Origin of the sequence: Paraburkholderia dioscoreae, from assembly GCF_902459535.1 — a bacterium.
GTDB lineage: Bacteria > Pseudomonadota > Gammaproteobacteria > Burkholderiales > Burkholderiaceae > Paraburkholderia > Paraburkholderia dioscoreae.
In genome coordinates, this window is the sequence record NZ_LR699553.1 from 3183573 (window position 1) to 3197258 (window position 13686).

Annotated in this window: 12 protein-coding genes; 8 read left to right on the top strand and 4 right to left on the bottom strand. The window is 63.1% G+C overall.

The genetic code is table 11. From position 1 onward, the window contains the following. The first annotated feature begins 70 nt into the window (after nucleotides 1-70). Nucleotides 71-952 (top strand): UTP--glucose-1-phosphate uridylyltransferase GalU, encoded by an 882-nt coding sequence (galU, locus tag PDMSB3_RS14210; protein ID WP_007181077.1) that lies wholly within the window; start codon nucleotides 71-73, stop codon nucleotides 950-952. A gap of 143 nt (nucleotides 953-1095) precedes the next feature. On the opposite strand, the gene PDMSB3_RS14215 is transcribed toward galU, so the two are convergent. From PDMSB3_RS14215 to PDMSB3_RS14230, 4 genes are all read right to left on the bottom strand, one after another. Continuing rightward, nucleotides 1096-1323: a sulfurtransferase TusA family protein gene (locus PDMSB3_RS14215; protein ID WP_035518532.1), complete on the bottom strand. Its 228-nt coding sequence runs from the start codon at nucleotides 1321-1323 to the stop codon at nucleotides 1096-1098. 106 nt (nucleotides 1324-1429) lie between these two features. After that, nucleotides 1430-2473: a Gfo/Idh/MocA family oxidoreductase gene (locus PDMSB3_RS14220; protein WP_007181075.1), complete on the bottom strand. Its 1044-nt coding sequence runs from the start codon at nucleotides 2471-2473 to the stop codon at nucleotides 1430-1432. Then, nucleotides 2473-3489, bottom strand: a complete 1017-nt coding sequence (iolG, locus tag PDMSB3_RS14225) for an inositol 2-dehydrogenase (protein WP_165186685.1) — start codon at nucleotides 3487-3489, stop codon at nucleotides 2473-2475. Before iolG ends, PDMSB3_RS14220 begins: the two co-directional genes overlap by 1 nt. Beyond that, nucleotides 3482-4363 (bottom strand): MurR/RpiR family transcriptional regulator, encoded by an 882-nt coding sequence (locus PDMSB3_RS14230; protein ID WP_007181073.1) that lies wholly within the window; start codon nucleotides 4361-4363, stop codon nucleotides 3482-3484. Before PDMSB3_RS14230 ends, iolG begins: the two co-directional genes overlap by 8 nt. A 277-nt stretch (nucleotides 4364-4640) precedes the next feature. On the opposite strand from PDMSB3_RS14230, the gene PDMSB3_RS14235 reads away from it, so the two are divergent. The 7 genes from PDMSB3_RS14235 (at nucleotide 4641) to iolB (ending at nucleotide 13653) form a co-directional block, all read left to right on the top strand. Next, the gene (locus PDMSB3_RS14235; RefSeq protein WP_007181072.1) at nucleotides 4641-5687 is read left to right on the top strand and encodes a sugar ABC transporter substrate-binding protein; all 1047 of its coding nucleotides are present in this window, start codon (nucleotides 4641-4643) and stop codon (nucleotides 5685-5687) included. A gap of 141 nt (nucleotides 5688-5828) precedes the next feature. Beyond that, on the top strand, nucleotides 5829-6986 hold the full coding sequence (locus PDMSB3_RS14240) for an ABC transporter permease (RefSeq protein WP_007181071.1): 1158 nt from the start codon (nucleotides 5829-5831) through the stop codon (nucleotides 6984-6986). Between the two features lie 13 nt (nucleotides 6987-6999). Then, on the top strand, nucleotides 7000-7836 hold the full coding sequence (locus PDMSB3_RS14245; RefSeq protein ID WP_007181070.1) for an ATP-binding cassette domain-containing protein: 837 nt from the start codon (nucleotides 7000-7002) through the stop codon (nucleotides 7834-7836). A gap of 64 nt (nucleotides 7837-7900) precedes the next feature. Continuing rightward, nucleotides 7901-9943 (top strand): bifunctional 5-dehydro-2-deoxygluconokinase/5-dehydro-2-deoxyphosphogluconate aldolase, encoded by a 2043-nt coding sequence (locus tag PDMSB3_RS14250; protein ID WP_165186687.1) that lies wholly within the window; start codon nucleotides 7901-7903, stop codon nucleotides 9941-9943. Further along, nucleotides 9940-11919 carry a 3D-(3,5/4)-trihydroxycyclohexane-1,2-dione acylhydrolase (decyclizing) gene (gene iolD, locus PDMSB3_RS14255; RefSeq protein WP_165186689.1) on the top strand — a complete coding sequence of 660 codons (1980 nt, stop codon included), beginning with the start codon at nucleotides 9940-9942 and terminating at the stop codon, nucleotides 11917-11919. Before PDMSB3_RS14250 ends, iolD begins: the two co-directional genes overlap by 4 nt. A gap of 10 nt (nucleotides 11920-11929) precedes the next feature. Next, on the top strand, nucleotides 11930-12856 hold the full coding sequence (gene iolE / locus PDMSB3_RS14260) for a myo-inosose-2 dehydratase (RefSeq protein ID WP_007181067.1): 927 nt from the start codon (nucleotides 11930-11932) through the stop codon (nucleotides 12854-12856). After that, nucleotides 12853-13653, top strand: a complete 801-nt coding sequence (gene iolB / locus PDMSB3_RS14265) for a 5-deoxy-glucuronate isomerase (RefSeq protein ID WP_165186692.1) — start codon at nucleotides 12853-12855, stop codon at nucleotides 13651-13653. The genes iolE and iolB overlap by 4 nt, the downstream gene beginning before the upstream one ends. The last annotated feature ends 33 nt before the right edge of the window (nucleotides 13654-13686 follow it).

Sequence of the window (13686 nt, forward strand, 5' to 3'; positions counted from 1 at the left end):
ACGCTCCATGCCCGCCCCCTAAGAGGCGGGCAAGGACCGATAGCTAATCCAGAGGATTCAGGGTAATCACATGCTAAAAGTTACAAAGGCGGTTTTTCCGGTAGCAGGTCTTGGCACCCGGTTCCTCCCTGCCACGAAGGCAAGCCCGAAAGAGATGCTTCCGATCGTCGACAAGCCGCTGATCCAGTACGCGGTCGAAGAGGCGATGGCGGCCGGCATCACCGAAATGATCTTCGTCACGGGCCGCAGCAAGCGCGCGATCGAGGACCACTTCGATAAATCCTACGAAATCGAGGCTGAGCTGCTGGCACGCGGCAAGGACAAGCTGCTGGAACTCGTGCGCAGCATCAAGCCGAGCCATGTGGATTGCTTCTACGTGCGTCAGCCGGAAGCGTTGGGCCTCGGCCACGCGGTGCTGTGCGCCGAAAAGCTGGTGGGCGACAACCCGTTTGCCGTGATTCTCGCGGACGACCTGCTGTACGGCACGCCGCCTGTCATGGCGCAGATGATCGAGGTGTTCGATCACTATCACAGCTCGGTGATCGGCGTCGAAGAGATCCCGGCGCAGGAAACCAAGTCGTACGGTATCGTCGACGGCAAGGAATGGGAAGATTCGATCATCAAGATGTCGGGCATCGTCGAAAAGCCTGAGCCGAACGTGGCGCCCTCGAATCTCGGCGTGGTGGGCCGCTATGTGCTCAAGCCGCGCATCTTCGAACATCTGCGTGCGCTGAAGCCGGGCGCAGGGGGCGAATTGCAGCTGACGGACGCAATTCAATCGCTGCTCGCCGACGAACAGGTGCTCGCGTACAAGTATCACGGCACGCGTTTCGACTGCGGCAGCAAGCTGGGTTATCTGAAGGCGACGGTTGAATTCGCGCTGCGTCACCCGGAAGTGGCTGCGGATTTCGAAGAATATCTGCGCACGCGTTCGCCGGTGCTGGAAGGCTGAACGGTTTTTTTACGCCCGCCTCCCGATAGCGTCGAACTGAAGTAGAAAGGCGCTGTGCCCTGCTTTCGCGGGCACAGCGCCTTTTTTTTGGCCGCTCAAGGACGCGCGATTGCACGACTGGAATGCGCGCCGGCGCACCGGATTCAGCGGCGTTTCATCAGGAACGTGAAAACCTTGTCCTGTGCCGAGGCTTCGACGATTTCATTGCCGGTCTGCTTCGCGAACGCGGCGAAATCGCGCTGCGAACCGGGATCGGTGGCCAGCACCTTGAGAATCTGACCGCTTTCCATGTCGGCGAGCGCCTTCTTGGCGCGCAAAATAGGCAGCGGGCACATCAGCCCGCGCGCATCGACTTCCTTGTGAATCTGAATTTGCATCGACGATGACCTTCGGGGACGGGGGCGTCGTGCGCGACGCCGGACGGAGACTTTAATTCTACCGCAGGCGAAGAGCCGACGTCGGGCATCGCGGGCCCCACTACACCGTAACAGCCTGCCCGGTCAACAACGACTCCCTCAACGCCACCCCAATCCGCGTAGCCTCCAATGCATCAGCAAGCGAAGCGCCGGCCTGAGCAGCGGAAGACGTCGCCCCACCCCGCACAGCCGCAACAAACGCCCGCGCCTCAAACAAAAACGCGTCCTCGAACCGATCAAAAAAATTGGCCGTGCATTCGCTCCGAATCCCCGTGGCGTCGTAAATCTCGACACGATTCGCACGCGGATTATGGCCGATAGCGAGCGCCCCGGCCGTACCCATCACTTCGCTATGCGTATCATTGCCATGTGCCTGCGTCCGCGATGCGTAAAACACGGCCAGCTTCCCATCTTCGAACTCACAGATCGCCACGCCGTTATCGACATCGCCGAATTCGCGCAAACCCTCATGCATCACCGCCGCACCCGCTGCAAACACCCGTTTCGCGCGCGGCTTGCCGAGCAGCCAGCGCGCCACGTCAATATCGTGCACGGTGCAATCGAGAAAGATGCCACCCGACGTCGCCGCAAAGCGCACAAAAAACCCGTCACTATCATTCTGATCCGCAGTCTGCGAGCGCACGAGAAAAGGCCGCCCGATCTTCCCCGCTGCAATCTTGTCGAACGCGTCCTTATAGCTCGGATCGAAGCGCCGCATGAACCCGATCGTGGCCTGCAGATGCGGATACCGCGCGGCCTCCGCCAGCACGCGCTCGCATTCCGCGAGATCCAGCGACAAGGGCTTCTCGCAGAACACATGCTTGCCCGCGCGCAACGCACCAATGATCTGCTGCGCATGCAACGAAGACGGCGTGACCAACCAGACCGCATCCACTTCGCGATCGGTGAGCAACTCCGCGTAATCGTCGTACAGACGCGGCGCGGGCAACGCTTCACGCGCCCACTCGCGCTCCTCCTCCACCGGACTGCAAGCCGCCACGACCGACGCGCCCGGCACGCGATATGCCAGATTCTCCGCGTGCCGCTTGCCGAGACGGCCGAGCCCGATCACGCCCACCCGAAGCCGTGCCGCAGCCGTCGTCATCACGACGCCTCGCCGAGTTTGACCGCGCGACTCTCGCGCCACGAGCGGCTCGCGGCTTCGGCGAGCTCAAGCGCTTTCAGACCGTCTGCCACCGTTGTGCGCACGGGCTTGCCGTGCGTCACCGCATCGAAGAAATGCGCGATTTCATGGGCGTAAGCGGCCCGATAACGCTCGAGGAAAAACGCTTCGGGCACATCGCTCGACACTTCGGTTTTTGAATAGGCCGTGACTTCCGTGGGCCGCACATTGCCCGCCTGCAGCATGCCGGTGCTGCCCAGCACTTCGAAGCGCTGGTCATAGCCGTACGCGGCACGGCGGGCGGTATTGATCTGGCACAGGCGACCGCGCTTCGTGCGAATCGTCACCGCGGTCGAATCGATATCGCCGGCCTCGGCGATCGCCGGGTCGCTCAAACAACTGCCGGTGGCATGCAGCGTGTCCGCCTCGTCGTCGAGAATCCAGCGGAAGATGTCGAAGTCGTGAATCAGCATGTCCTTGAAGATGCCACCCGAATGCCGGATGTAGTCGACCGGCGGCGCACCCGGATCGCGGCTCGTCACCACCAGCATCTCCGGCGTGCCGATCTCGCCGGCATCGAGACGCGCTTTCAGCGCCGAGAACGTCGGATCGAAACGCCGCTGAAAACCGATCATGCACACCACGCCCGCGCGCTCGACCGCTTCCGCGCAAGCCTGAGCTCGCGCCAGCGTCAGATCGACCGGCTTCTCGCAGAACACGTGCTTCTTCTGCGCGGCGGATTGCATGATCAGATCCGCATGCGTGTCCGTGCTCGAACAGATCACGGTCGCGCCGACCGAGGCATCGCCCATTGCGCCGTCGATATCCGCGACCTGCGCGCCGTGCTCGGCGGCAAGCGCCGCAGCGGCCTCGCGATTCACGTCGACCACATACTTGAGCCGCACGCCCGGCTGCCGCGCGAGATTCGCCGCATGAATCTTGCCGATGCGCCCCGCGCCGAATACCGCCACGTCGATCGTCTTCGCCCCATCAGTCATCGTATCCTCCAGTGTCTTTGGATTCTTCAACATTCAATTCGAGCTTGTACGCAAGCGCGATGAACAACGCCTGGCACAAACAGATCGTGCTGGTCAGCGAGCGGAACGCGAACGCGCTGCCCTCTTTCACATACAGCTGCGTGGTCGCATAACGGGCGAGCGGCGATAGTTGGCTATCCGTAATAACCAGGGTCTTCGCCTGATGATGATGCGCAACCCGCAGGCAATACTGCGTTTCCTTTCCATAAGGCGCGAAGCTGATCGCAATCACCACGTCGCCCTTTTTTACGCTGCGAATCTGTTCGCGGTACATGCCGCCGAAACCGGACACCAGATGCACGCGTTTAGGCGTGTGCTGCAATGCATAGACGATATAGCTCGCCACCGGAAACGAGCGCCGCACACCGATCACGTAAATGTTGTCGGCCTGCTGCAACATTTTCACCGCGGCGTCGAACTGCTTGTCATCGAGCCCCGCTTCGAGTTCTTCGAGACCACCACGCGAGGCCGCAATGAATTCGCGCGCCACCGACCCGCCGGACAACGCACCCGGCTTCTCGTCGATCAGCTTACGAATCCGCTGCTGATAACTCGGCGACGAACTGCCTTGCCCGGTGTAAGCCTGACGAAATACGGCCTGCAGATCGGAGAAGCCTGAAAAGCCGAAGCGCTGCGCAAAACGCACCACGGCGGACGGATGCACGCCGCAGCTCGCGGCGATGTCGCTGGTGCGATCCACCATCACGCTGGAGCGGTGCTGTTCGATATAGGTCGCGACATTCTTCAATTGACGCGGCAACGCATCGTAGTTTTCCGCGATGCGTTGCATCAATTCTTCGACGCTTGGCAATTCCTCGGTGCTCTCTTCCGCCATGACTCTCTCTTGGGTGTTTTATTGCAGTGCGTCAGCGACCTGCGAAGGCCGCCGCACGGCGTCCTGACGCTGCCGATTATAGGCAGGCGCCATGCCAAATGGAACGTATTTTCCAATTTTATTTGTAATGAAATTTTCATTGCAACGCCTTGGAAGATGGCCTAATCTTGGTCGTGAGCGATGGTGCTTGTGGTGGAAACACCCGGCTTGTATGCGGATGGAAAGCCGCCGGCCAGACGCTCCCTTCAAAGACGACATACCGAGAAAGGTGGAGACAATGAGACTTTGCAAGGGCAAGGCTACGCTCAGGATTCTGGTGACGGCATTGACGTTGGCGACGGGATTCGGCGCGGCCTCGGCCGCCCGCGCGGCCGACGCTCACTTCGTGCTGATCAGCCACGCGCCGGATTCGGACTCGTGGTGGAACACCATCAAGAACGCCATCAAACAGGCCGACGAGGACTTCAACGTCGAGACCGACTACCGCAATCCGCCGAACGGCGACATCGCCGATATGGCGCGTCTGGTCGAACAGGCCGCCGCGCGCAACTACGACGGCGTGATCGTCACCATCGCCGATTTCGACGTGCTGAAAAGCTCGATCAACAAGGTCACCGCGAAGAAGATCCCGCTCGTCACGATCAATTCCGGCACGGAGGAACAGAGCGCGCAACTCGGCGCGATCATGCATGTGGGTCAACCCGAATATGTAGCGGGCAAAGCCGCCGGCGAAAAAGCCAAGGCAGCGGGCGTGAAGTCGTTCCTGTGCGTGAATCACCTCGCCACCAACACGGTGTCGTTCGACCGTTGCCGCGGTTTTGCGGAGGCGATCGGCGTCGACTACAAGTCGTCCACCATCGACTCCGGCCAGGACCCGACCGAAATTCAATCGAAGGTCAGTGCGTATCTGCGCAATCACCCCAACACCGGCGCGATCCTGACGCTCGGACCGACCCCGGCTTCTGCCACGCTGAAAGCGGTCACGCAAATGGGTCTGGCGGGCAAGATCTATTTCTGCACGTTCGACTTCTCCGACGACATCGCCAAAGCCATCCAGAACGGCACGATCCAGTTCGCGATCGACCAGCAACCGTATCTGCAAGGCTATATCCCGGTGGCCGTGCTGGCGATCGTGAAGAAAGAGCACACCACCGACCCGGTGAAGATCCGCCAGATTCTCGAAGCGAATCCGAAGTTCAAGGCACGACTTGCTACCTATGGCCTCGCGCCGTCTTATGGTCCGAAGAATATCCGTTCAGGTCCAGGGTTCATCACCAAGGAAAACCTCGACAAGGTCATCAAGTACGCAGGGCAGTACCGCTGATTCTTTTCTCTAGTTAGTCACGCGCACGGCGGGCACCGTTTCGATACCGGGCCGCCCGCCGCCACCGCGCATTTCACCGGCTGTCGCTCTCGCAAGGCATCTGCGTGCAAGGCAGGCACAACCGGGTTCCAAGGAGACATCATGGGTGTAGCCGGCAAACACTTCCCACCGCACGTCAAGACGAATACCGCCGAGGCCGCGCCGTCGCTGCCCGATTCGGATGAACGGTTGCGCAAGGAATCCAGGTTCGGCCATGTGCTGAACCGCCCCGAATTCGCCGCGATTTCCGGCGCGGTACTGGTGTTTCTCGTTTTCGCGCTGACGGCCGGCAACTCCGGCATGTTCAACCTCGACGGCGTAATGAACTGGTCGCAGGTGTCCGCGTATCTCGGCATTCTCGCCGTGGGCGCGTGTCTGCTGATGATCGCCGGCGAGTTCGATCTCTCGATCGGTTCGATGATCGGTTTCGCCGGCATGATGGTGGCGATTCCTTCGGTCTATTTTCACTGGCCGATTTCTCTCGCCATCCTGTTCGCGTTTGCCGGCTCCATGCTGCTCGGCGCGCTGAACGGCTATCTGGTCATGCGCACGCGCCTGCCCTCGTTCATCGTCACGCTCGCATTTCTGTTCATCTTGCGCGGCCTCACGCTTGCGCTGTCAATCATGTTCGCGGACCGCACCATCGTCTCCGGCGTGGGCGACCTTGCGCAGCAGGACTGGTTCGCGGATACGCTGTTTCACGGCGTCGCGCTGCGCGGTCTCTTTCTGATGCTCGCGCAACACGGCATCGGCACCCTGCTCGATAACGGCCACGCGCTCGTGCCGGGCATTCCGAAGGTGATTCTGTGGTGGCTCGGCCTCGCCGCGGTCTGCGCCTTCGTGCTGGCGAAAACACGCGCCGGCAACTGGATTCTCGCAGTGGGCGGCGACGCCAATGCCGCCAAGAACGTGGGCGTGCCGGTGCGCCGTGTGAAGATTTCGCTGTTCGTGCTGACCGCGTTCTGCTCGTGCCTGTTCGCGGTGCTGCAAGTGTGCGACATCGGCTCGGCCGCGGCCGACCGGGGCTTGCAGAAAGAGTTCGAAGCGATCATCGCCGCGGTGATCGGCGGCACCTTGCTGACGGGCGGCTACGGTTCGGTGGTCGGCGCGTGCTTCGGCGCGTTGATCTTCGGCGTCGTGCAGATCGGCATTACGTACACGAACGTCAGCTCCGACTGGTTCCGCGTGTTCCTCGGCGTGATGCTGCTGATCGCCGTGCTGTTCAATCACTATGTGCGCCGCCGCGTCTCGCAGGCGTAACGGGGAGACGACCATGTCCGATACAAATACCGCCACGAATGCCGTGGACAGCGCGAGCGCTGCGCAGGACGACGTGATCCTCGCGCTCGAAAACGTCAACAAATACTTCGGCAAGGTGATCGCGCTAAGCGGCGTGACCTTGCGGCTGAAACGCGGCGAAGTGCACTGTCTGCTCGGCGACAACGGCGCAGGCAAGTCGACGCTGATCAAGACCCTCGCCGGCGTGCATCAGCCGTCTTCCGGTCAGTATCTGGTAGACGGCAAACCGGTGCTGTTCGAGTCGCCGAAAGACGCACTCGACCTCGGCATCGCCACCGTCTATCAGGATCTGGCATTAGTGCCGCTGCTCTCCGTGGCACGCAACTTCTTCATGGGACGCGAGCCGCAAAAGAAACTGTTCGGTTTCCTGAGCGTCATGGATCTCGAAACCAGCGCCACCACCGCGCGCGACAAGCTCGCCGAAATGGGCATCAACGTGCGCGACGCGCATCAGCCGATCGGCACCATGTCCGGCGGCGAGAAGCAGTGTCTCGCGATTGCACGGGCAATTCATTTCGGCGCGCGCGTGCTGATTCTCGACGAACCGACCGCCGCGCTCGGCGTGAAGCAGAGCTTCAACGTGCTGAAGCTGATTCACAAGGCCCGCGCGAAAGGCATTTCAGTGATCTTCATCACGCACAACGTGCATCACGCGTATCCGATCGGCGACTCGTTCACGGTGCTCAATCGCGGCAAATCGCTCGGTACGTTCACCAAGGAAACCATCAGCAAGGACGAGGTGCTCGACATGATGGCCGGCGGCGCCGAGATGCAGAAGATGATCGGCGAACTCGAAGGCGCGACGATCTGATTCATTCGCGCGAGGAACCGGCGCTGCTGCGCCGGCTGTCGCGCACAGCCATTCAGGAAACTTCATGGATCATTCCAGCACATCCAGCGCAATCACGTCCGCCCCGGCGCCGGTAGCCAGCCGCTTCGCGCCGGGCCGCAGCCGCGACATCGTCTGCCTCGGCCGGCTCGCCGTCGATCTGTACGCGCAGCAGGTCGGCGCGCGGCTCGAAGACGTGTCGAGCTTCGCGAAGTATCTCGGCGGATCGTCGGCGAATATCGCGTTCGGCTGCGCGCGGCTCGGCCTCGCGTCGTCGATGCTAGCGCGCGTCGGCAACGATCACATGGGCCGCTTTCTCACCGAGAAGCTCACTAAAGAGGGCTGCGACGTCAGCCACGTGCGCATCGACCGGGAACGCCTGACCGCCCTCGTGCTGCTCGGCCTGAAAGACCGCGACACGTTCCCGCTGATCTTCTACCGCGAGAACTGCGCGGACATGGCGGTCGATGAAGCGGATTTCGACGAGGCTTTCATTGCATCGTCGAAAGCGCTGCTGATCACCGGCACGCACTTTTCCACCGAACAGGTGAACCGCACGAGCCGCCGCGCGCTCGATTACGCACGCCGCAACCAGGTGCGCACCGTGCTCGATATCGACTATCGCCCCGTGCTTTGGGGTCTCACCGGCAAAGCCGACGGTGAAACGCGCTTCGTGGCGAGCGAAGGCGTCACCGCGCACTTGCAGCGCATTCTGCCGCTGTTCGATCTGGTGATCGGCACCGAGGAGGAATTCCGCATTGCCGGCGGTAAGACCGAACTGGTCGATGCGCTCGCGATGGTGCGCGCCGTCACGCCGGCTACGCTGGTACTCAAGCGCGGGCCGCTGGGCTGCCAGATCATCGACGGCCAGGTGCCCGCCTCGCTCGACGACGTGCCGATTCACGGCGGCGTGGAAGTCGAAGTGCTGAACGTGCTCGGCGCGGGCGACGCATTCGCCTCCGGCTTTCTCTCCGGCTGGTTGCGCGATCAACCGCTCGAAGCGTGCGCGCGCGCCGCGAACGCGAGCGGCGCGCTGGTCGTCTCGCGGCACGGCTGCGCGCCCGCCATGCCGACGCCCGCCGAACTCGACTACTTCCTGCGCGAAGCGAAAGCCGATCCGCAGCGCATGCGCCGCCCGGATCGGGACGCGGCGCTCGCGCGGCTGCATCGCGTCTCGCCGGCCCGCAAACAGTGGGACGAAGTGCTCGGTTTCGCCTTCGACCACCGCAACCAGTTCTTCGAACTCGCGCAGCAGACCGGCGCCGACGAAGCGCGCATAGCGCGCCTGAAAGGTCTGTTCGTGGAAGCCGTCGCGCAAACCGAGAGCGCGTTGGGTTTGCAGAACCGCATTGGCGTGCTGATCGACGACCGTTACGGCCAGGACGCGCTGAACGCGGCCACTGGCCGTGGCTGGTGGATCGGCCGGCCGGTGGAACTGCCGGGCTCGGTGCCGCTCGTGTTCGATCATGGCCGTTCGATCGGCACCACGCTGATCCCGTGGCCGCAGGAGCATATCGCCAAGTGTCTCGTGCAGTTTCATCCCGACGAACCCATCGAACAGCGCCTCGAACAGGAAACGCAATTGCGCGCACTCTACGACGCGACGCAAGCGAGCGGCCACGAACTGCTGTTCGAAGTGATTCCACCGAAACACGCGCATTTGCCGCAAGCACCGGACATTGTGTACCGCGCGTTGAAGCGTCTCTACAACATCGGCATCTACCCCGAATGGTGGAAGCTCGAACCGATGGACGCCGCGCAATGGCGCAACATCGACATGCTGATCGCGGAGCGCGACCCCTATTGCCGGGGCGTGGTCCTGCTCGGTTTGTCGGCGGGTGTCGAGCAGCTGAACGAAGGTTTCCGCGCGGCGGCGCAATCGGCGACATGCCGCGGCTTCACGGTCGGGCGCACCATCTTCCATGAGCCGAGTCATGCGTGGCTCGCCGGAGAAATCGGCGACGACGAACTGATCGCGCGCGTGCGCCGCACCTTCGAAACATTGATCGCCTCCTGGCGTGCAACGCGTGGCGCGAGCGCCGCGCAACCTGGCATGCCGAACCATGTCCATCAGGAGCAAGCCGCATGAATCAGCGCGTATTGCATCATGACGCAGCGTCCGCCAACGACGCCAGTCACGCCCGTACGGGCGCGGGCTCGGGCGGCACGGTGCGCCTGACCTCCGCGCAGGCGCTGGTCCGCTATCTCGCCGCGCAGCGCGTCGCGACCGAGGACGGCCACGGCACCGAGCCGCTGTTCGGCGGCGTGTTCGCCATCTTCGGCCACGGCAACGTGGCGGGGATCGGCGAAGCGCTGTACCAGCACCGCGACGAACTGCCGACCCTGCGTGCCCACAACGAACAGGCAATGGCGCACAGCGCGATCGCCTACGCGAAAGCGCATTTCCGCCGCCGCATGATGGCCGTCACGACGTCGATCGGACCGGGCGCCACCAACCTCGTGACCGCGGCGGCGCTCGCCCACGTGAACCGTTTGCCGGTACTGCTGCTGCCCGGCGACATCTTCGTTTCGCGCGCCCCCGATCCCGTGTTGCAGCAAGTCGAGGACTTCCACGACGGCGGCGTCTCCGCCAACGACGCGCTCAAACCGGTGTCGCGCTACTTCGACCGCATCGTGCATCCGGCGCAATTGCTCAGTGCGCTGCCGCGCGCCGTGCGCGTGCTGACTGACGCCGCCTTGTGCGGTCCCGTCACGCTCGCGTTGCCGCAAGACGTGCAGGCGCAGGCATGGGATTTCCCCATCGACCTCTTCAAGCCGCGCGTCGTCACGTTCTATTCGCCCGCGCCGCGCGCCGACGAAATCGAGGCCGCCTTCGCGCGCTTGCGGCAGGCCAAACGACCGTTGATCGTCGCGGGCGGCGGCGTGCTCTACGGCCACGCCACCGACGCCCTGCACCGTTTCGCGACCACGCACGGCGTTCCGGTCGCGGAAACGCAGGCCGGCAAAGGCTCGCTCGCCTGGAACGATCCATTGAACGTGGGCGCGCTGGGCGTGACGGGCTCGCCCGCCGCGAACGCGCTCGCGCACGACGCCGATTGCGTGCTGGCCATCGGCACCCGCCTGCAGGACTTCACCACCGGTTCGAACACGTTATTCACGCAAGCCGAGGTGGTCGCGATCAATGCCAATGCCTTCGACGGTCTCAAGCATCGCGCGCTGGTGGTCGAAGCCGACGCGCGGCTGGCGCTCGATGCCCTTGCCGAGCCCCTGCAAGGCTGGCACGCGGAGCGCACCTGGACCGCACGCGCACACAAGCTCGCGGCGAGTTGGCGCGATACGGTGAGCACGCTCACCCATGCGCCGCAACGCGACACCGTGCTGCCTTACGAGGGCGATGTGATCGGCGCGATACAGCGGTCGAGCGCCAGTTCGCCGGCGAACGATATCGTCGTCTGCGCGGCCGGCACCCTGCCCGCCGAATTGCACAAACTATGGCGCGCCGGCAAACCGGGCGCGTATCACGTGGAGTACGGCTATTCGTGCATGGGCTACGAGATTGCCGGCGGACTCGGCGTGAAGCTCGCCCGACCCGCGCGCGAAGTGATCGTGATGGTCGGCGACGGCAGCTATCTGATGATGAACAGCGAGATCGCGAGCTCGGTGATGATCGGTGCGAAGCTGATCGTGGTGGTGCTCGACAATCGCGGCTATGGCTGCATCAACCGCTTGCAGCAGGCTTGCGGCGGTGCGCCGTTCAACAACCTGCTCGAAGACTGCAAGCAAGGCCCGCTCGGCGCGCCGAAAATCGACTTCGCCGCGCATGCGCGTGCTCTTGGCGCGCGGGCCGAACACGTCGCGAATATCGCGGACCTCGACACGGCTTTGCAACGCGCCCGTGCCGCGGATCGCACTTACGTCATCAGCATCGATACCGACGCCGCGCGCACCACCGACGACGGCGGCTGGTGGTGGGAAGTGGCCGTGCCGGAAGTCTCAGCGCGCCCCGCCGTACGTGACGCGCGTGCGAAATACGAATCGCAGCTCGCGGCACGCGCCGAACCGGCCGGCTCGGCGCGGAACATCGACCCCACCGACAATGAATGAGGACGCCCGCATGACTGCTTTCGACGTACGTATCGGCATCAATCCGTTATCGTGGATGAACGACGATCTGCCTTCGCTCGGCGGCGAAACGCCGCTCGAGGTGGCGTTGACGGAAGGCCGCCAGATTGGCTATCAGGGCTTCGAACTCGGCAACAAGTTTCCGCGCGAGCCGCAGGCATTGAAGACGCTGCTCGCGCAATACGATCTCGCGCTGGTATCGGGCTGGTATTCCGGGCGGCTCGCGCGGCGCAGCGTGGAAGAGGAAATCACCGCTGTCGGCCCACACCTGGAGTTGCTTGTGCAGAACGGCGCAACGGTGATGGTGTACGGCGAGGTCGCCGATTCGATTCAGGGCGCACCGCAACCGCTTTATCAACGGCCGCGCTTTTTCAGCGACGCGCAATGGGTCGCCTATGCGGCGCGCGTCGACGAATTCGCGCGCTATACGCTGAGCCGCGGCGTGCGGCTCGCGTACCATCATCACATGGGCGCTTATGTCGAGACGCCGGCCGATGTCGATCAACTAATGTCGCGCACCGGCGACGCCGTCGGCCTGCTGTTCGACGCGGGACACATCACGTTTGCCGGCGGCGATCCGCTCGCCGTGCTCGACAAACATATCGGGCGGGTCTGCCACGTGCATTGCAAAGACGTGCGCCCTGCCGTCATGAAGCTCGCGCGCAATCGCAACTGGAGTTTTCTCGACGCGGTCATCGCCGGCGCCTTCACGGTGCCGGGAGACGGCGCGGTGAATTTCCCGGCGATCATCGAACGATTGAAGCGGCACGGCTATCGCGGCTGGCTGGTGGTGGAAGCCGAACAGGATCCGGTCGTGGCGCCATCGTACGAGTATGCACGGAAAGGCTACCAGACGTTGCGCGCGTTGGTGGATGCGCCGCTCGACGCGGCTGACAAGACCAGGCAGGAGGCGGCATGAGTTTATTGGTAAAGGCGCAGCGCGAAGGCCAGACGATCGCACGAGTGACACCGGAGTCGGCATGCTGGCGGTATGTGGGATTTGCCGCTTACCGCCTCGGTACGAGCGAAGTCGTGCACGTGCACGAACCCTCGCGTGAAGTGTGTATTGTCGTGCTCACCGGCACGGTGGATATCGAAACAGCGGACGCCACCTGGCGTTCGCTCGGTTCGCGCGACAGCGTGTTCGAAGACGCCGCGCCGTATGCGGTGTATCTGCCGCCGAACGTTCGGGCGACGGTTCGCGCTGGCCGCGATGCCGAGATCGGCGTAGCAAGCGCGCCGGCCAAGGGCCAGTATCCCGCGAGATTGATCGAGCCCGCTTCGATGAAACGCTCCACACGCGGCAAAGGCCTGAATACGCGATACGTGTGCGATATTCTTCCGCAAACCGAACCTGCGGAGTCGCTGCTGGTGGTCGAAGTCAGAACGCCCGGCGGCCACGCTTCGAGCTACCCGCCGCATAAGCACGACACCGATAATGTCCCGCAGGAAAGCTCACTCGAAGAGACTTACTATCACCGGCTGGATCCGCCGCAAGGGTTTGCGTTTCAGCGCGTGTACACGGATATGCGCGACATCGACGAGTCGATGGCCGTGGAAGATCATGACGTCGTCATGGTGCCGCGCGGGTATCACCCTGTGGTCGTACCGTACGGCTATGACTCGTATTATCTGAACGTGATGGCGGGCGGCAAGCGGGTCTGGCATTTCCGCAACGACCCGGCGCATGAGTGGATCATCAATAAGGACGCTTGAATTCAAGGCCTGCGCGATGCATCGACATGGCAT